The 19621-nt window shown below is 49.5% G+C and carries 16 protein-coding genes and 2 pseudogenes; 5 read left to right on the forward strand and 13 right to left on the reverse strand.

The genetic code is table 11. The features are described from left to right. Positions 1-245 precede the first annotated feature (245 nt). The 9 genes and pseudogenes from ABV298_RS10890 to ABV298_RS10930 all read right to left on the reverse strand — a co-directional run bounded on the left by ABV298_RS10890 (position 246) and on the right by ABV298_RS10930 (position 11123). Positions 246-890 (reverse strand): OmpH family outer membrane protein, encoded by a 645-nt coding sequence (locus ABV298_RS10890; RefSeq protein ID WP_353722144.1) that lies wholly within the window; start codon positions 888-890, stop codon positions 246-248. Between the two features lie 11 nt (positions 891-901). After that, complete coding sequence (locus ABV298_RS10895; RefSeq protein ID WP_353722145.1) at positions 902-1537, reverse strand: OmpH family outer membrane protein; 636 nt, start codon at positions 1535-1537, stop codon at positions 902-904. Between the two features lie 54 nt (positions 1538-1591). Further along, a pseudogene (gene bamA / locus ABV298_RS10900) lies at positions 1592-4113 on the reverse strand (outer membrane protein assembly factor BamA). An 84-nt stretch (positions 4114-4197) separates the two neighbouring features. Continuing rightward, positions 4198-4951: pseudogene (locus ABV298_RS10905) on the reverse strand (isoprenyl transferase). Between the two features lie 317 nt (positions 4952-5268). Then, a complete protein-coding gene (locus ABV298_RS10910) occupies positions 5269-6051 on the reverse strand; it encodes a response regulator (protein WP_353722146.1) in 783 nt (260 codons plus the stop codon). Continuing rightward, positions 6035-7453 (reverse strand): histidine kinase, encoded by a 1419-nt coding sequence (locus ABV298_RS10915; RefSeq protein WP_353722147.1) that lies wholly within the window; start codon positions 7451-7453, stop codon positions 6035-6037. The genes ABV298_RS10910 and ABV298_RS10915 overlap by 17 nt, the downstream gene beginning before the upstream one ends. Before the next feature lie 54 nt (positions 7454-7507). Continuing rightward, the gene (locus ABV298_RS10920) at positions 7508-8164 is read right to left on the reverse strand and encodes a hypothetical protein (RefSeq protein ID WP_353722148.1); all 657 of its coding nucleotides are present in this window, start codon (positions 8162-8164) and stop codon (positions 7508-7510) included. Positions 8165-8199: 35 nt separating this feature from the next. Further along, positions 8200-10359 (reverse strand): TonB-dependent receptor, encoded by a 2160-nt coding sequence (locus tag ABV298_RS10925; protein ID WP_353722149.1) that lies wholly within the window; start codon positions 10357-10359, stop codon positions 8200-8202. A gap of 128 nt (positions 10360-10487) precedes the next feature. Then, positions 10488-11123, reverse strand: a complete 636-nt coding sequence (locus tag ABV298_RS10930) for a DUF1080 domain-containing protein (protein WP_353722150.1) — start codon at positions 11121-11123, stop codon at positions 10488-10490. 29 nt (positions 11124-11152) lie between these two features. On the opposite strand from ABV298_RS10930, the gene ABV298_RS10935 reads away from it, so the two are divergent. Further along, positions 11153-11731, forward strand: coding sequence for a fasciclin domain-containing protein (locus ABV298_RS10935; RefSeq protein ID WP_353722151.1), 579 nt, complete (start codon positions 11153-11155; stop codon positions 11729-11731). Positions 11732-11806: 75 nt separating this feature from the next. Here ABV298_RS10935 and ABV298_RS10940 read toward each other — a convergent pair whose 3' ends face one another. Next, a complete protein-coding gene (locus ABV298_RS10940; RefSeq protein WP_353722152.1) occupies positions 11807-12226 on the reverse strand; it encodes a nucleoside-diphosphate kinase in 420 nt (139 codons plus the stop codon). A gap of 205 nt (positions 12227-12431) precedes the next feature. On the opposite strand from ABV298_RS10940, the gene ABV298_RS10945 reads away from it, so the two are divergent. From ABV298_RS10945 to ABV298_RS10960, 4 genes are all read left to right on the forward strand, one after another. After that, positions 12432-13466, forward strand: coding sequence for a bifunctional oligoribonuclease/PAP phosphatase NrnA (locus ABV298_RS10945; RefSeq protein ID WP_353722153.1), 1035 nt, complete (start codon positions 12432-12434; stop codon positions 13464-13466). 47 nt (positions 13467-13513) lie between these two features. Then, the gene (locus ABV298_RS10950; protein WP_353722154.1) at positions 13514-14422 is read left to right on the forward strand and encodes an FKBP-type peptidyl-prolyl cis-trans isomerase; all 909 of its coding nucleotides are present in this window, start codon (positions 13514-13516) and stop codon (positions 14420-14422) included. Positions 14423-14553: 131 nt separating this feature from the next. Next, positions 14554-15129, forward strand: coding sequence for a non-canonical purine NTP diphosphatase (locus ABV298_RS10955; RefSeq protein ID WP_353722155.1), 576 nt, complete (start codon positions 14554-14556; stop codon positions 15127-15129). 30 nt (positions 15130-15159) lie between these two features. Next, complete coding sequence (locus tag ABV298_RS10960; protein WP_353722156.1) at positions 15160-16053, forward strand: polyphosphate kinase 2 family protein; 894 nt, start codon at positions 15160-15162, stop codon at positions 16051-16053. 63 nt (positions 16054-16116) lie between these two features. On the opposite strand, the gene ABV298_RS10965 is transcribed toward ABV298_RS10960, so the two are convergent. The 3 genes from ABV298_RS10965 to gpmI all read right to left on the reverse strand — a co-directional run bounded on the left by ABV298_RS10965 (position 16117) and on the right by gpmI (position 19585). Next, the gene (locus tag ABV298_RS10965) at positions 16117-17070 is read right to left on the reverse strand and encodes a hypothetical protein (RefSeq protein ID WP_353722157.1); all 954 of its coding nucleotides are present in this window, start codon (positions 17068-17070) and stop codon (positions 16117-16119) included. A gap of 330 nt (positions 17071-17400) precedes the next feature. Then, positions 17401-17976 carry a hypothetical protein gene (locus tag ABV298_RS10970; RefSeq protein ID WP_353722158.1) on the reverse strand — a complete coding sequence of 192 codons (576 nt, stop codon included), beginning with the start codon at positions 17974-17976 and terminating at the stop codon, positions 17401-17403. 76 nt (positions 17977-18052) lie between these two features. Next, the gene (gene gpmI / locus ABV298_RS10975; RefSeq protein ID WP_353722159.1) at positions 18053-19585 is read right to left on the reverse strand and encodes a 2,3-bisphosphoglycerate-independent phosphoglycerate mutase; all 1533 of its coding nucleotides are present in this window, start codon (positions 19583-19585) and stop codon (positions 18053-18055) included. Positions 19586-19621: the final 36 nt, after the last annotated feature.

Here is a 19621-nt window from a genome sequence, read left to right on the forward strand (position 1 = left end):
AGAATACTTTGATCTTAACGCAAAACTAGTAAATCCTGTATAGAAAGCGCTGTGATTAGTTGTAAAATTGAAATCGACGGAAACGGTCCGTTACGCTGAAAATCAATTTGCACTTTTCAAATACAACGCACTGCGAGGGTTTATGATAAAAGCAAGTCCAAAGTGGTCCGGCGCCCAAAGCAAAAACCGGAACGCAATCCTTTTTAAGACTGCGCTCCGGTTTTTAAAGTTCAATATTTACCTTATTATTTTTTCTTTGGGGTGGCCGCCGGAGTAGTAGCAGGCGCTGTCGTAGCAGGTTTTGCCGGCGTCGTTGCAGCTGGTGCCGCGGCTTCTACTTTATCGGGGTCAACGCCCAGTTTTTTCAGGATCAGGTTCGTCGCATTGTTCTCTTCCGATGCGGCGAACAGGATAATAGGTGTCGTACCGGCACCTGCGTCCATATTCAGGATATACAGGAAGCCGTTTTCCTTACCTACTTCCTGGATTGCGTTATTCACCTTTGTAAGGATCGGTTCCAGTAACTGCTGCTGCTTGGTTTGCAGGGAGGTTTGTGCATTGGCACGCATTTCCTCGATGCGGGTAGAAAGGCTTTGCAGCTCTTTCTCTTTATCTGCACGGATGACGTCCGTCATGTTCGCCCCGTTTTTCTGATATGCTTCGTATTTCTCCTGAGCCTCTTTGTATGTCTCCCCGATAGCCTTATCCAGCTGTGCTTTGGTTACTTCCAGCTGGTTTTGCATTACTTTTGCTTCCGGCAATTTGCCGATTATATAGTCAACATTGGTATAACCGATTTTAGTTGGCCCGCCTGCCGGGGTAGTCTGGGCTAAGAGAGGGGTGGTGATTATGGTCATCACGACCAGAATAGCCATCAGTTTTTGTTTCATTGCTTTGTTACTTATTTAAGTTTACTGGTTGTACTTTTTTGTTTTGGTGAGTTCTGTGCAGGCGTTGCCGGTTGCTGCTGTGCGGGCTGTTCCGGCTTTGCATTCTTATCGCTGGTACCTGCCTTATTCCCTTTCGGATCAATACCGAGCTCTTCCATTACATAATCGGAATAGTCGTGCTTGGGATTGGTGTAAAGCATGCCCACATCGCTGGATTTATCGAACATAAAATCGAGCCTGCGCTGGCTGCAAACCTTGGTCACCGCGCGCTGTACTTTTTCGAGCACAGGCTTCATCAGTTCCTTTTTCTTCTGGAACATCAACCCTTCCACGCCGAATATCTTGCTGTTGTATTCGCCCGCTTCGAGTTCCTTTTCCTTTATCTCGTTCTGCCTCTTCCGTTTTAGTTCGTCGGTGAGGAGAATTTCCTCGGCCATGTAGGCCCGCTGCATGCGATCGATTTCCGCGTACTTGTCCTGGATTTCTTTCGCCCATTTGTCGGAAAACTTCTTCATCTCCGTCTGCGCAGCCTGGTATTCGGGCATTTTACTGGTGATGAATTCCATGTCCGTATACCCGATCTTCTGGGCATATAGTGCTGAACTGCATAGAATTGACAAAACTAGTAAAATAAAAATGTTCTTCATGCCAAGCTGCTAATATAATTTGCAAACCTCTTAACGAATGCCCGGATCAGAATATTATCTGATTTGCTGACCGATTGTAAAGTGGAACTGCGGCCCGGCTCCGGGTAGTCTGTCCCTGAATTTTATCAAACCCGTACCCCCAGTCGATACCCAGCAAACCGAATGCGGGCATAAAGATCCGCGCGCCTATACCCGCAGAACGTTTCAGATCGAACGGGTTGAACTCACTGTAAGTACCCCAGTTGTTACCGCCTTCCGCAAAACCGAGCACGAAGATCGTTGCCTGCGGGTTAAGTGAAACAGGGTAGCGAAGTTCCATTACATATTTGTTATAAACAATACCTCCGCCCGACGCAGGATAACCGTTAGCAGCCAGTGGCCCAACTTTCTGATCCTGGTAACCGCGAAGACCGATAATATCCTGATCGGCCAGCGAGAATGTACCCTGTCCGGCAAGCCCCGATCCGCCAAGGATGAAACGACCGAACGGACTGTAACCTACCTTGCTTCCATACGCGCCGAGGAAGCCCATGTGCGCGCGGGTGCTCAACACCAGCTTTCCGACGATCGTGGCATAGTAGCTCGCATCGAACATCCATTTGTGGTATTCCACCCAACGGTATGTGTCGGTTTTGTCCGAAAATTTCTTGTTCCTGAAAACCGAATAGGGAGGCGTGAAAGTAGCACTCAATGAAATATTGCTGCCGCTTCTCGGGAACTGGAAGTCGCTTAATGTATTCCGTGAAATCGTGGTATTGAATGAAATGTTGTTCGAAATACCGTTGCTATAACCGATCCGGAAGATATCGAGGTCGTCGAGACGGTACCGCTGGTACGACAGCGAGTGCGTCATCACGAGGTTACGGTCGGGCTCCTTCCAGACGACGGCCGAGTGAAACAGTTATCCCATTGTTATAATATCCTCCCCTGTAATTGAGCCTGCCGGAAGCTACTCCGGTGTTGTAGCCATAATAAGAGCTCAGGTCGGTCATACGGTAAACCGTGCGCTGGAACGAGACCCCGAAGTTGATCGGCTTCTTACCTCCCAGCCAGGGTTCGCTGAATGCCAGCGAATAGGTTTGATATTGCTTACCGTTCGCCTGAAAACGCAGGGAGAGTTTCTGTCCGTCGCCGGATGGCAATGGGCGCCATGTTTCGCGGTTCGGGATATTCTTGATGGAAAAGTTATTGAAAACCAAGCCCAGCGTTCCCACAAACCCGATGTAACCTCCCCAACCGCCGGAAAGCTCGATCTGATCGGAAGGCTTTTCCTCGACGGTGTATTCAATGTCCACGGTACCATCCGCCTGATTAGGGATCGGGTTGATCTGAATTTTCTCGGGGTCGAAATAACCCATTTGCGACAATTGGCGTTGGGTGTTGATAATCTCTGTCTTGCTGAATTTCTGGCCAGGCAATGTAAAGAGTTCACGCAATACCACGCGGTCACTGGTTTTGGTGTTACCGTTCAGAAGAATGCGATTGATCGTCGCCTGCTTACCTTCGAAAATGCGGAGCTCCATGTCGATCGAATCGCCCTCAACAGCTCTTTCGACCTGATCGATACGGAAATAAAGGTAACCGTCGTCCATATAGATCGAACTGACGTCCTGGCCCGGAATGCCGTTGATCTTCTTGTCCAGTTCTTCCGGGTTGTACACATCGCCCTTTTTTACGCCCAGGCGATCGCTCAGGTACTGTGATGTGTACAGGTAATTACCCGACCACGTGATGTTACGATAATAGTACTTCCGGCCTTCATCGATTTTCATATCGATGCTGATCGTTTCGTCGCCGTTTTTAATCGTATCAAACTCGATGACAGCATCCCGGTAACCGTTTTTGCGATAGTAGGCGATCAGTTTTTCCTTATCCTCGTCGTATTTTTTAGGAATGTATTTGGAAGGGTTGAAAAGGCGGCCTATGCGTTTCTGTTTTGTACCCTTCATTTTGCGTTTCAGCGTTTTGTCACTGATAGCCGTATTTCCTTCGATATTGATTTTCTGGATTTTTACTTTTTTGCCCTTGGTAATGGTGAAGTTCAGTGTAGCTTGTCCACGGGTCGAGTCCGGGATTTGCAGGACTTTTACCTTGGTGTTGTAGAAACCCTTGTCCTGATAATATTTCTTGATTACCAGCTGGGTATTCTTGATGATCGTCGGCGTGATTACGCGGCCTTTGATCAGCTTCACCTTGTCGTTCAGCGTTTCGCGCTCTCCTTTGCGTATGCCCGAGAACGATACTTTGTAAAGCCTCGGACGTTCTTTAATATGGATATTCAGCCAGACTTTCTCTCCCTCAATCTTGGTAGCCATGATCTCCACATCGTCGAGCGTGCCGAAATCCATCATTTTTTTGATGGAAGACGTCACCGCGGGGCCGGGAATGCGGATTTTGTCTCCGGGCTTCAAACCGGAAATGGAAATCATCGAATTCGGGTCGAGGAACTGGGTTCCCGACACCGTTACCTCGGCGATCGTATACTCTTTGGGATTGGCGGGGTCGATCCCCAGGTTCGCTGCGGGGGCAGCGGGTTTAGCACCGCCGAGACCTACACGCTGCGCCTGTACCGACATGCAGCAGCACAACAGGAGTAATGCGGAAAAGCCCTTGAGATGTGCTAATGATTTATTCAAATTTTTCACTGGGTTCATATAATTCTACTTAGCACCATTCGCTTTGATTTGTTCACCCGTTTTGCCGAAGCGTCTTTCGCGGTTCTGGTACGAAATGATCGCCTCGTACAAATGCTCCCGGCGGAAATCGGGCCAGAAAAGATCTTCATAAAAATACAGTTCAGAATATGCCAGTTGCCAAAGCAGGAAATTGCTGATCCGGTGGTCGCCGCCGGTCCGCAGCATCAGGTCCACTTCGGGGCGGCTGCCCGTCGACAGGTTGCCTGCCACTACTTCTTCGTTAACTTCTTCGGGCAGCAAAGCGCCGCTGCGAATGTCCTCGGCGATTTTGCGTGTTGCCTGGGTAATGTCCCATTTGCCGCTGTAACCCAATGCCAGGATGAGATTTAGCCCAGTATTATTGCGTGTCTCTTCGATTGCCTTTGCAAGCTGGTTCTGGCAATTACGCGGCAGGCTTGTCGTATTACCGATCGTATCGAGCCTGACATTGTTCTTCATCATTGTGGGCAGCTCGTTACCTATCGATTGCACGAGCAGCTCCATCAGCGCCTTTACTTCAAACTCGGGACGCGCCCAGTTTTCGGTCGAAAAAGCGTACAATGTCAAAAAAAGAAACCCCGAGCTCCGCACATCCCTCCGTCACTTCCCTTACCGCCTTGATCGCATTGCGATGACCAAACACACGTGCCGCTCCCTGGTTCTGGGCCCATCGCCCGTTACCGTCCATGATAACGGCTATGTGTTTTGGCAGATTGCCCCTATCAATGAGCTCCTTCATTACTCCTGATTCCTTTTAACCTTTTTTAACAAAACAAAAACAACGTCATCGAAGCGCTTGCCGTCGGCAATGATTTTCAGCCGCTCCGGGTTATTTCAGGAATCACTTTGCCAGTAAACAAATACGCAGCAACCTGTCAATGTGTGCCGAAAATCCGCACAATTCATTCCTGTCCCCTTACGTAGCCAATCAGAAGCTCCTGACGGACAACGCATTAACCTCCAAAATAACAATGGAAATTTAAACGAGGGCGCAATTTAGGAATAAGAATCAGGTCTACAAAATGAATATTCCGGTACAATCGGGGTGTAATTCGATTAATTATCAAGAAGATGACGGATGGCGTCGCCGTACGTACTGCCGCTGGTGATTTGCGAAGCCTTGCGGTCGCGCATCACGATCACGTACTTGCCGTTGAAGTGTTTCTGGATTTCCTTGATATGGTGGGAGTTGACGATACCCGCCCGGCTCACGCGCAGGTAATGCTTGGGCAGCTTCTCTTCGAGCGAGGTAAGCGTGTAGTTGAGCAGGTACTTCTGGCCGTCGAGCGTGTTCAGGAAAACGTATTTTTCCTCCGCTTCGAAATGCGTGATCTCCGTCATCGGGATCAGCAGAATGCGGTCGCCGGATTTCACCGATAGTGAAAATATCTCCTTTTTCGGCTTCATTTCTTCCAGCAGCCTCAGCAGGTTTTCTGAATAAGGGTTAAAGCTGCCCGAATGCCCGTTTGCCGCCTGGGTGATGTTTTTGATCTTGTCGATCGTCTTCAAAAGCCGGTCGTTCTCCACCGGTTTCAGCAGATAGTCCACCGAATTTTCCTCAAATGCCCGGATCGCATACTGGTCATAGGCCGTCGAAAACACTACCAAAGGCATTTTGGTGAGTTTCGAAAGCATTTCGAAACCATTCAGAAGCGGCATTTCGATGTCCAGAAAAATAACATCGGGATGGTGTTTGTCTATTTCGACCAACCCTTCCGCGCCGTTTCTGGCTTCCGACACAATGTCGAAAGTCTCGGGATGTTTTTCGAGCAGTCTTCTGAGGCGGCTCAATGCAAGCTGCTCGTCGTCGATCAGGATGGTTTTAAGCGGAAAAAGCATGACTGGATTGTTGATGTTCTTCGATAGCGGATTTCTGGATGGCAATATTAACCGATTTATGCGGCTCGTTCAGCAATTCGAGGCGGGCATTGTCACCATAAAGCAATTTCAGCTTGTCCTGAATGCTGCGCATGCCATAGCCTGCTCCCAGGGTTTCGGAAAAGGCCGGGCCGTTGTCGTGCACGCACAAATGCAGCCATTGGTCTTTTTCATAAATTTTCACCACGATGTTCCCCTGATCGGCCATCCGCGAAATGCCGTGCTTGATCGCATTCTCTACAATCGGCTGCAAAATAAATTTGGGCACCTGCAGGTTTTTCAAAGAGTCTTCCTCCACCTCTACCGTAAACCGCAGGCGATCGCCAAACCGCACTTTCTCGACTTGCAAATAGGTTTCGACCATTTCCAGCTCGTTTTCGATGGTATCGAAATAATCGCTCGTTTTCCGGCCGGTGGTGTATCTGAAGAGCTTGGAAAGCAGCAGCGTCATTTCCTCGGCTTTGTCGGGGTTTTCGTGCACGAGGCTGGCGATGCTGTTCAGGGAGTTGTACAAAAAATGCGGATTAATGCGCGCCTGCAATGCATCGAGTTCGGCGCGGGTTTTCAGTTTCTCCAGATTTAAAAGCTGATATTCCTGATCGGAAATCTTGCGCGAGATCTGGCGGCCTTCCCGGCTCAGGAAGTAAAAAACATTGGCGATTACCACGGGCGCCCACGCATACCAGTACCAGGGTGCATTCTGCGAGGGTTCCGCCGGATAACGTGCGATGTAGTCGTTCACAATATCGGTAGCGAACATCTGGTGCATTCCCAATCCCAGCAGGCCATCAAATAGAAACACAACGATGGAGAGGATAATATGCCTGGCAAGCAAACTCTTTACAACCATATCGAGCCAGGTAGTGAGCCCCTGCGTGATAAGGATCGTGCAAACACCCGTTGCAATGTTGAGCAACACCAGGTATTTGTAAAAAGCGAGCCGGACCGGCTCCTCGGTAAACGACAGCTCTGCCGTAAAATAGGCGATTGCGTTGAACCCGTACAATATCACGGCCCCCAGGATCGCCGCTACCAATGTGCCTATCCAACCCTGGTTCTGAATAATGGCGATCAGGCTGAAATCCTGCCAGTTGAACGATTTCTCCTGTGAAGTAAAACTGAAATTAGCCCCCTCTACCTTTGCGCCTGTCAGGTCCACGTCCGAAAGACTACTGAAACTCAAATCCGCATTCCGCAGATCGGCGTTCCGGAAGGTCGTCCGGTCGAGGGCCGAGAAACGAAGTTTTGCATTGCGCAGATTGGCCCCGTCGAAGTTGATGTCCTTCAAACTCGAAAAGCTGAAATCCGCATTTTCCAGATCCATATTACTGAAATCCCTTCCGTCCAGCGATGAGGCTGTCATACGCAACGGCTTCGTCTTGTTGTCATCCATGCTACTAAACCCTAAACGTTAATATCAGTTTGTCTGAGAGAGCATCCATTCGGTTTCCATTTTGCCCCAATCCGGATGAATAGCAGTCTCCGGTTTGAAGGTGCTGAATTTCTGTTGCGCTTTTTCGAGTATCGGCTTAGCCACCTTTTTCCCGCCGCCATATTCCTCCGGTGTAAAAAAGAGGCTCGAACCTTCGAGGTAATAAATCCGCGGATTCTCGGCGTTCAAGGCCTTGGCCGATTGCAGGAACCCCTGGAATTTCTCCCCATCCGCTTGCCAGCGGTTCATCGGGTCGGCGGCGAGGTGAATTTGCGATTGGTAGGCTTTCAAAATCTCGATTTCATCGTTTGGCTTGCCGGCAATGCCCTCCGCGTCTTTCAATAAGGCATTGGCTTTATCCAGATACTGGTCTTTTTCGGTCAGGGTTGGCGCCACAAAGCCCAAAAGCACGTTGGCGTAGGCCGCGTAATATTTCGGCAGCCATTCTTTCGGCTCGGCGGCGGCGATACGTTCGAAACGATTAGCGATGTCCACCAGGGTTTTCGGGTCCGGTTTTTCGCGATCGATGCTGTTCAAGGCTTTGATACCGTCGCTCATGGCTTGCGTGTACTTTTCGTTCTGCGCCCACACCATTCCGGTTGCGAACATGAACAGTAATGCGATTGTGAATAGCTTTTTCATTGTTTTGTTTGCTTTAAAATATGAATTATTAATGTTTAAAAATCGTCTTTCTCCACTTTGGCCTTCTTCGAAAGCATGATCTGCATACCCACGAAGAAACTCCGGTAACTCTGCGGGCCCACGGCGTAGCGCGTACGGCCGTCGGGTGTGTAGCGGTAAGTGAATACATTGCGGGTGTTGAGGATATTATCGACCGTGGCGTAGAAAATCACGAGGTTTCCCTTGATGCTCTGCAACTTGCTGGCCTGAATGCTCACATTATGGACCGCCGGCGTGCGGTCTTTCAGGAATTCGTCGTTGTTGGGGTTATAATAAGGCCGGCCGCTGGTGTACGCGTAAGTCGCGCTGAGGTTGGTTTTGGCTTTTTCAAACCATTTTTTGGTGATCAGGCTGATGTTATGATTTGAAATGAATGTAGGTGTGGCCGATTGCGCATACTGCTGAAAAAGTCTTTCTGAGTCCACAAAGCTGTAAGTTACCCAGTAATCGAGGTTTTTGATGGATTTCTGATCTCGCCAGAAGAAGTCGAAACCGCGGGCGTAACCGTCGCCGCCGTTGTTGGTCGTGCCCCACGGGAACCGGTAGGGATCGGCATCGTATTTCAGCCCGGTGAACTCCCGGACGAGCTGCGCGTAATTCTTATAAAACGTCTCGACGCGGAATGTGCGCTGGTTTTTGATAATTTGATAGTTGAGGATCAGATGGTCGGCGCGCTCGTATTTCAGGGATCTATTCAGATACAAAAACCTGTAATCGGGGTTTTGGTAAAACTGCCCCGCGGCCAGCGAAACCTGGCTGTACCGCCCTGTTTTATAGGCAAAAGACAGCCTCGGGGCAATGTTGGCACGGCTGATCACCGACGAATACTCGCTCCGAACGCCGATCCTCGCCGCCAATGCGCGAGTAATGTATATCTCCGACTCCACGAACGCGGCGGCGTAACGGTCTTTCAACCTATATAATGTACCATCCACGCCGTTGCCGATATTGATTGCATGCGCCTCTGCACCGAAAAGAACGGTATTGTTCCCCGTGAGCAAGCGCGTGAGCACGATGCGCGCCTGCGTGCGCTCGTCGAAACGGTCGAAATTGACGCCGTCGTAGGTCATGTCGTCCTTGTTACGGCTGTACGAAAATCCCGAATTCAATGTCCAGCGGCCGTCGGCCCAGGAATCGGTGTAGGTGCTGGTGGTGAATGCATTTTTGTTTTTCAAAACCAGACGCATTTTACCCGAATCCGACGAAGGGTCGTTGCTATTCATGCTCAGGTGGCTGTCGGAATACATGCCGTAGACTTTCAGTACACCGTTTTTGGTTGGTTTCCAGCGATAGGTCAATGAAGAGCCTTTGAACTCCGGCGCGTGCAGCCATTCTACATTTTGCTTCACGAGCTTGAATAGCGGCCGCAGATTGCCATAGTACACCACCGCCGACACCGACTGGTTTTTGTTGGCATAGTCATAATTCAAACCCGCATTAGCCAGGTTCAAACTGATGCCCAACCCATTATTGCTGACTTTATCGGTGGTATTCAGCAGCAGTACCGACGACAATGCCTGCCCATACTGCGCCGAATAGCCGCCCGTGCTGAATGAAGTGCCTTTAAACATAAATGGATTGAACCGCCCCCGCGACTGCACATCGGGCAGCGAACTGAAAAACGGGTTCTGTACGATCATTCCGTCGATTACGATCTTCGTTTCCTGCCCGGAGCCGCCTCTTACAAATAGCCCCTCCTGCTCCCCTACCCGTTGCGCACCCGGGAGGAATTGCATGGCACCGGTAATATCCGCCGCGGCGCCCGCCGTGGTTACGATATCGAGCGGTTTCAGCATCGCCATCCGCTTCTCGTCCGACGCTTCGAATGCCCCTGCGGTAATTACGACGGTATTCAGTTCGTTGGCCAGTTCTTCAAGTTTGATAGTCATTGCCGGAATGCCTTCTTTCAGATCAATCTTATTTTCAAAAACCTCAAAACCTACATAGCTGGCCACAATGGTAGCCGTGTCGGACTCCGACGTCCGGAATGCGAAAACACCGTTCGTGTCGGTGGTACCGCCATCGTAGGTGCCTTTCAGGAACACATTCGCGCCGGGCAATGCATTTCCTTTGCGATCGGTCACCTTGCCCTGAATGCTTTTTTGGGCAAAAACGGCGGGCGTGACGAATAGTAACAGACAATAAAAAAGCTTCATGGCTAACAGATTATGTGTAACTGCTGACACAAATCTATTGGCCATGAAGCCCTTTGGTAAGTGATTTCCGACGAGTGCCGGTTTCAGACGGATGAAATCCCGCGCTGACGGAGTGAAAACAGCCCGGATTAGAGCTCTTCCAGCACAATATCCTTCCAGCGTACTTTAATACCGCCGCCGTCATGGATTTGCAATGCGATGGAGCCTTCGCCCGCCCCGATTTTCGCGTCGGTGAGGTCCACCATTTCGTGCCCGTTGAGCCAGGTTTGTGTGCGGTCGCCTACCGCGCGGATGCGCAGGGTGTTCCATTCGCCCATTTTGAGGAAGCCCTCTTTCTCGTCCGGAATCTGTACGAGCCAGTTACGACCATAGGATTCGTAAATGCCGCCGGTGTCGTGGTTAGGCGGCGCCACCTCCACCTGCCAGCCCGAAACTTTGGTGCCGGTCACCGTCGAGCGAAAGAATACCCCGCTGTTGCCGTTGGCCTCCTGTTTAAATTTGAGGGAGAGATCGAAGTTTTTATAAAACTTGTCGGTGGTGAGGTAGCCGTACTTTTTGTCGGGGCCGCTCTCGCAGATGAGCTCGCCATTTTCGACGTACCATTTCTCGGTACCGTGAACGGTCCAGCCTTTGAGGTCCTTCCCGTTGAATAATTTGACGGGCTTTTTCAGCGGATCGGCGGCCGGCCCGTTGAGCGCGAAAAACGCCGAGTTGAGCATCAGAACGGCCGCTCCGGCGACGATCAATCGTCTAAGTTTAAGCATGGTTTGTTAAGGATTAGGATTAAAAATTTATGGTTACCAATTCCTTCAAACTACATTTTGCATTAGTTTTACGAAAATTAACCACTTGGAAAGCTATGAAAAAAAACCGTTTTGGGGGGCATTGGGCTACATTTTTTTTGGCAGCAGGGCTATTTTCAACGATTTTGATTTCTTGTAAGGAAAGCAGCGACGACATTGTAAAAAACAAAGCGGTGACGGATATTATTCGTGAAAATCCGGAGTTCAGCAGGCTAAAAGAAATCATGGATATTGCAAAACAAAGTGATGCCCTAAGATCACAGGATGCGACTTTTTTCCTGCCCGACAATGCAGCTTTTCAGAAAGCAAATATTCCCGGCACGGCTACCTCAGGTATGACCGACACTACCGCAAAAGAATTCCTTAAATCTTTCGTCATCAAAGGCGTCTATAATGTGGATAACACACTCCCGACAGACAGCGTGTCGACAGTCAGTGGTAAGAAGATCAAGTTTGTAAAACAGGACAACGTCATAAATGTGAACAATGCGGAGATTACCAAGAAGAATGTCTCGGCCGCTAACGGGCTCATTCAGGTAATCGACAGTGTATATGTGAAAGTTAAATAGTGACAATACCTGATAAAAAAGAAGAACCCCGAAGTTTCGAAACTCCGGGGTTTTTCTTTTTTATCAGTTTTCTGCTCAGAACTGCTCCACATGGGAGAAGAAGAAATTCCCTTCGATCTCCGCATTCTCATCCGAATCGGAACCGTGGATCGCATTGGCCTCGATCGATTTTGCATACAATTTACGGATGGTACCTTCTTCTGCATTTGCCGGATTGGTAGCACCAATCAGCGCACGAAAATCAGCCACCGCATTCTCCTTTTCGAGGATCATCGGAACGATCGCCCCCGACGACATATACTTGCAAAGGTCGATGTAGAAGGGACGCTCCTTATGCACGGCGTAAAACTCTCCCGCGCGTTCGGGCGTAAGCTGCGTTTTTTTCAGGGCCACAATCCGGAATCCTGCTGCTTCGATCATTTTGATGATTGAACCCGAATGACCATCCCGCACAGCATCCGGTTTGATCATGGTAAATGTCTTATTAGTTGGCATACGTACTTGGCTAAATTGATACTGGCCGTAAAGCTACTATATTTCAGCCTATATCCCCGAACCTTTCGCACTGCAAGCCCCGCCTTATATTAAATCAACGCCTGATTGCCAGCCTTTACCGCTTCCGATGAAGCAAATCCCAACAGTTTTGTTAATTTTGTGGGCTCTAAGCAACCAGGAAATTCCTCTTTTGAACTAAGTTACTGTGAATCAATCCATTGAAGAGCTGCGCTCTTTTTTATCCCAACCCCAAAAAATTGTTATCACAACGCACCGGGATCCGGATGCCGATGCATTGGGTTCGTCCCTGGGCTGGGCCAGTTATTTACTCAAAAAAGGACATGAAGTAACGGTTATCAGCCCTACCGACTATGCGGCGAACCTTCGTTGGCTCTCGGGAATGGACCGCGTGCTGGTTTATGAGAAACCTTCGGAGCAGGGCAAATGCAAAAGGAAGATCGAACAGGCGACGTTGATTTGCTGCCTGGATTTCTCGGCCCTATCGCGGTTGAAGGACCTCGGAAGGGTTGTTAAGGACGCTGCGGCGCCCAAAATGATGATCGATCATCACCTCGAACCGGAGCATTTTGCGAAATGGATGGTTTGGGATACCACGGCTGCGGCTACGGCGCAACTGGTCTATGAATTGGTCAAAGAAATGGAAGGCGGCCTGCCTGCCGAACGGATCTTCGACATCCCCATGGCCGAATGCCTGTATGCAGGCATTATGACCGACACCGGCTCGTTCAGGCACGGTAACGTAACGCCCGCGGTGCACCTCGCGGTAGCCGACTTAATGCGTACCGGCTTTGATTCCAGTCGTGTGCACCGGCTGATCTACGATAATGCGCCCCTTTCGCGCCTGCAATTCCTGGGATACGTGCTTTGCAACAAACTGACCGTATTGCCGGAATATCGCACAGCTTACATGGTCCTGACCGAGGCTGAATTACAAAAATTCAACTCTGCTTCCGGCGAAACGGAGGGAATTGTGAACTACGGCCTGCAAGTTGAAAATGTGGTGATGTCGGCCATGTTCATCGAGCGTAAGGGCGAGGTGAAGATCTCGTTCCGGTCGGTGGGACCATTCTCGGTAAGAGACCTGGCCAGCACGCATTTCAGCGGCGGCGGACATAAGAATGCATCGGGTGGCCGTTCGGAACAATCAGTGAATGAAACCGTTGCAAGATTTTTAAGCATACTTCCTTCATACCAGGAAGAACTTTTAAGCGTTGACTAAACTTGAATTCTAACTTCACTAAAATATCTTCTAATAAACACGTCCCAATGAATTTAAAAACAATCGGTTATGCGATGGGCATAACTATTCTCGCAGCCGCTTGCAATCAGCATCGTGAGCAGGTTACCGAAAGCGGCCTCAAATACACGCTTTTCGAACACGAAGACGATGCAAGAAAAGCCAAACTGGGGGATATCATGACCTTCCACCTGGTGTTGAAGAATGGTTCCGACTCTACGCTCCGCGATACATATAAAGAAAAAAATCCGGTAAAAATGGTATTGCAGGCACCGCCTTACAAGGGCAGCTTCGAGGAAGGCCTTACCATGCTTGCAACGGGCGACAGCGCCAAATTCCTGGTCAATGCGGATACATTGTTCGCGAAAATCGGCCAGCCAATGCCACCGATGATCAAAAAAGGATCGGAGCTGAGTTTTACGGTGAAAGTGGTGAGCGTGCTTACTTCGGAGGAGTTCCAGAAGCAACAGGCGGAAGCCGGTAAAAAGCAGAAGGAAATCGATGCGAAGATTATCGACGAATATCTGGTTAAAAATAACCTGAAAGCGAAAGCCAGAAAAACAGCTTCCGGCCTGGTTTACGTACCGCAAACCGAAGGAACAGGCGCAAGTCCTGCTCCCGGCGACAATGTGAAAGTACATTACACCGGCAAGTTCCTGGATGGCAAGGAATTCGACAGCTCTAAAAACCAGGGCAAGCCGCTCGATATGCAGGTAGGCGCCGGAATGGTGATCCAGGGTTGGGACGAAGGTCTTACGTTGATGAAAAAAGGTGAAAAAGGCTTGTTGCTGATCCCTTCGGGCCTCGCTTACGGGCCTGAGCAATACGGACCAATCCCGGGTAACTCGGTGCTGCAGTTTGAAATGGAATTGCTCGATATTACCAAAGGCACCAAGCCTGCTGGCCCTGCGCTACCTGCGCCAGCTCCTGCGAAATAAGGTCACCATAATTTTAAATGCCACGAAGGCACGAATCTTCACGAATATGCTTCGTGAATAATTCGTGCCTTCGTGGCATTTAACCCTAGCCATTTTTTCTGTAAAATGCATTCCCATCTGAAACTCAACCCATGAAACTTTGCTTCGCCACCAACAACCGGCATAAACTCGAAGAAATACAGGCATTGCTCGGAGACCAGTTCGAGCTGCTTACATTAAGCGACATCGGTTGCAACACCGACATTCCCGAGCCATTCGACACCATCGCCGAAAACTCCCGCGAAAAAGCCCGATTCGTAAAGGATAACTTCGGGATAGATTGCTTCGCCGACGACACCGGCCTGGTCGTGGACGCATTGAACGGCGAGCCGGGCGTCAAATCTGCACGTTACGCGGGTGAGCAGCGCGATTCCAACGACAATATCGACCTGCTTCTTAAAAACCTTTCAGACAAGGAAAACAAGGCCGCCCGCTTCCTGACTGTCATTACCCTTTCCTGGAAAGGCCGATACCACCAATTCGAAGGTACGGTGGAAGGCGTCATTATCGATGAGAAACGCGGCACCAATGGCTTTGGCTATGACCCGGTGTTCGTGCCGGAAGGGCATTCGCGTACGTTCGCCGAAATGTCCATGCAGGAAAAATCGGCGCTGAGCCACCGCGGCCGTGCATTCGCGAAGCTGGTCGCATTCCTGAAAGAACAATAAGCTTTTATCCACCATTTAAATCGTACGGACATGTCGGACTTTAATTCGGATGATTATCGCTACGACGGTAGCAAGAAATTTGACATTAGTAAGGCCAAAACCCGCTTCAAGGACATTTATGCCGACAAAGCCGAATACGAGGCCATGCAGGAAGAGTCGGCCAAAGAGCTGGATGAGCTGCAAAGCATGATGTACGCGCATAACCGGTACGGGTTACTGGTTATTTTTCAGGCAATGGACGCGGCGGGAAAGGATGGCACGATCAAGCATGTACTTTCGGGCGTGAACCCGGTGGGCGTGAAAATTCATTCGTTTAAACGGCCTACCGAAACGGAACTAGGCCATGATTTCCTCTGGCGGACCAATCTGGTACTGCCTCAGCGCGGCACAATCACGATTTTTAACCGCAGCTATTACGAAGAAGTATTGGTTGTAAAAGTCCAGCCCGAAATCCTGACCCAATCGCAGCGCCTGCCTGCCGAGCTGACGGAGGATTTGGATAAGCTCTGGAAACACCGCTATTCCGATATCCGGAACCTGGAAAAATACCTTTACCGAAACGGCATCCGGGTTATCAAATTCTTTCTGAATGTTTCGAAAGAAGAGCAGGCCGAACGACTGATCGAACGCATCGAAGATCCTTCCAAAAACTGGAAATTCGAAGAGCAGGACGTGAAAGTACGCGACAAATGGGCCGAATACATGCAGGCTTACGAGGATTGCATCAATGCTACCGCCACGAAAAAGGCACCATGGTATGTAATTCCGGCCGACGATAAAAAGAACCTTCGCCTTACCGTTGCCAAGATCATCGCCGAAGAATTGAAAAAGATGAAAATGACATACCCTGAATCCGGCCCCGAGCGGACCGAAGAGCTGCGCCATTTCATCGATATCATCAACGAGCAAACCAAACAGCCCTGAAAAAGGAAGGCCGCCGATCGACGATCGGCGGCCTTATAGCTATGCATGGTGTGAAGTTATATCTTACTTTTTGATGGTGAAGTTACCGCCACCAATTTTATATCCTTCCGCATACAGCTCCACATTATACTTTCCTGGTCGGAACTTGCCTGTGTTATCGTACAACAATTCCACTTTCTGGTTGTTGTTTTGATAAGCGATAGATTCACGGGTTGTAAATTTGGATGGCGCGCCATCAATCTCAAACTCGCCTGAACCGGTAGCATCGTCAGCTACAACCGCACCGTCCGGATCCAGCACCCGCACATAGATATCTTTTGGCTCCTGGGCAGTCAGCTCGTTTTCAGGAAGGTTGAAAACCAGTTTCAGTTTGTCTACGCGGCTGGCTTTGTATTCGTCTTTCTCTTTGGTTTTGCCACGTGAGTTTACTGTCAGGATTTTCAGGTTCTGTGCTTTCAAAGCGGCAGCTTTATTCACTTTTGCGCTCAGTTCCTTGTTGGCGGCGGTAAATGTTACCACGGAGTCCGTCAACTCGGCCTGGCGTTGCACCAGTCTCTCGCGTTCGCTGGTAAGCGCTCCTACGTGTGTGTGCAGGGAGTCATTGGTAGCCACCAGTTGTTCGTTTTCAGCTTTCAGCTGCGCGATCATCTCGTCCTTCTCGGTCAGGAATTTTTCATATTCCTTGATTTTCGTCAGATACTTGTTGGTTTCCACTCTTCTGCTGCGGCTGAACGCTACCTTGTCAGCTTCAAGTTTTTCCTTCATCTTGGTCAGCTCGGTAATGTCGCCGCCCAATTTCTCAACTTCCGCAATTTTCGCATCCAATACGGTCGAAATAGAATCCAGTTTAGTTTTGGTTACAGCCAACTCTCTTGCCTTTTCGACCACCATCGCTTCTTGTTGCGTCAACTCCTGTTTCTGAGTTGTAAACAGGTAGCCAAACATGGCTGTCGCAAGCCCCAGGACAACTACCATTGCCCAGGCTATGCTCTGCTTATTTTTCTGTTCTTGTTGCATTGATATTAAGTTTACTTGTGTGATTTAGTTTCTCATGAGACAGGTTAAAAATCAAATCCGGGTCTACATGTAATTCTGGTTTCACATCAAACAATTCTGTGCCGCTCGATATCAACGGCACTATCCCGGTAGGCCGTCACATTCGGCGCATCCTCCTGAAATACAAAAAAAGAGCCTCATTTTCACAAATTTGGCTCTTTCAGAATGGTATTTCCGGAATTTGAAAATTCTTTCAAACCGCTGGCTATCTCAAACTTGCGGTTGGGAAATTGGGTAATGTTACCACAAAATATGGTGTAAGGGTACAGAGAAAATAATGCAATTATCCTGTTAAAATCCTATTTGCCCGCGAATATCAAATAGTTTCTTCTCCACAAAAATAAGTTTCTGATAGCCGTCTATCTCATAGCTGCTTACTTCCAGCAGATTGTCGCGTTTTACAGACCTGAGCACTATCTTTTTCTCGGAATCGTATATCTTGTTCTTCGCGCGAAGCAATGCCTCGACATATAGCGGCTGCTTCAAAACCGAATCGGTTTCGATTTTCAGATAGGCCACAGGCAGATCGTTGCCTGATTTGAGGTGGTATTCATAACGTACCGGACCGTTTTGTACTATTTCGTAACTCTGCCGGTAAGAAGGTTTATTGATGTCGGCTTGTAAGAAAAGTTCGAGCTCTTTTTCCCAATCCACTTCCCGTGTTTTCGAAATTTCGCGCTTACTACCCAAAACCGCCGTTTTATTTACCTCCGGCCTTTTATCGTTCAAATACACGATCTGGTTTTCGATAAAGCCTTTTAAATCGTAATATAATCCGGGCGCATCGTCACCCGACTTTTCCGGTGTACAGGAAATCAAAGAAAGGAACAGTGCGGTTGCGACGATCGTAGAGAATCGGTAATGCATGGATTTCGGATGTGGCTAAAAAAACAGAGAGCCCGCGGGCCCTCTGTCGGTTAACATCAATCGATGTATGAAAGTTTTACAGAATGCTCGTTCCTGTCATTTCCGCCGGCTGCGCAATGCCCATCAATGCCAGAATGGTCGGCGCTACGTCGGCGAGCTTTCCATTTCTGATGGGCTTCCGGTATTCGTTATCCACCAGGACGCAGGGAACGAGGTTCAGCGAATGCGCGGTGTTCGGCGAGCCGTCGTCATTCATCATGTAATCGGAGTTACCGTGGTCCGCAATGATAATCGACGAATAGCCGTGCTTCAAGCCGGTTGTTACCACAGCCTCCACACATTGATCCACCGTTTCGCAAGCTTTTACAGCCGCTTCGAAAACGCCCGTATGGCCTACCATGTCAGGGTTAGCGAAATTGAGGCACACAAAATCCACTTCTTCCTTTTCCAGTTCGGGGACGATCGCGTCGCGGATGTCGAACGCCGACATTTCTGGTTGCAAATCGTAAGTCGCCACTTTCGGGGAAGGGCAAAGCAAGCGGCTCTCACCTTCGAAAGGCTTCTCGCGGCCGCCCGAGAAAAAGAATGTAACGTGCGGGTATTTCTCGGTTTCAGCGATGCGGATCTGCTTTTTACCAGCCGATTCGAGCACTTCGCCGAGCGTATTGTTCAGATTGTCTTTATCAAAAATCACATCCACGCCTTTGAAAGTATCATCATAATTGGTCATGGTGATGTATTTCAAATTCAGCTTATGCATATTCTGCTCGTGGAAATCCTGCTGGGTAAGCGCCTGGGTGATTTCGCGGCCGCGGTCGGTACGGAAGTTGAAGCAAAGCACCACATCGCCGTTCTGGATCAATGCAAGCGGCGAACCGTCCGCATTGGTGGCGATGATAGGTGTAATGAACTCATCGGTAACACCTTCTTCATACGAAGCCTGTACGGCTTTCAATACATCGGCCGCAGGCACATGCTTGCCTTCGCCGTGTACCATCGCGTCGTAGGCGAGCTTCACGCGTTCCCAGCGCTTATCGCGGTCCATTGCATAATAGCGGCCGGTAATGCTGGCAATGCGTCCCGTGCTTTGCGCCATCGACTCGTTCAGTTCGGTCAGGAATCCCAACCCGCTTTTCGGATCGGTATCGCGGCCGTCGGTGAATGCGTGGACGAATACATTGCTAAGGCCGCGGTCTGCCGCGATTTTGCAAAGGCCTTTCAAATGATCGATATGCGAATGCACGCCGCCATCCGACACCAGACCAATGAAATGGACCTTCTTTCCTTCGGCTTCCGCGTAGTCGAGCGCCTGCGTGAGCACGGGCTCCTGCGCGAGTGTGCCCTCGGATACGGCCAGGTTGATTTTTACCAGATCCTGATAAACTACCCGACCTGCGCCGAGGTTGGTATGGCCAACTTCGGAATTACCCATTTGTCCGTCGGGCAAACCCACCGCCAGGCCACTCGCTTCGAGTTTGCTATGCGGGTATTTTTGAAGAATGGAATCGTAGAATGGGGTTTTTGCCGCTAGAATCGCGGAACGGTTTTCCTCGCCTGCTTTGGCGATCCCCCAGCCGTCCATAATAATGAGGATGACTTTCTTGCTCAATGTATTCGTAATTAAGATGTTATTTCAAAGAGTAAT

This window comes from Dyadobacter sp. 676, from assembly GCF_040448675.1.
Lineage (GTDB): Bacteria > Bacteroidota > Bacteroidia > Cytophagales > Spirosomataceae > Dyadobacter.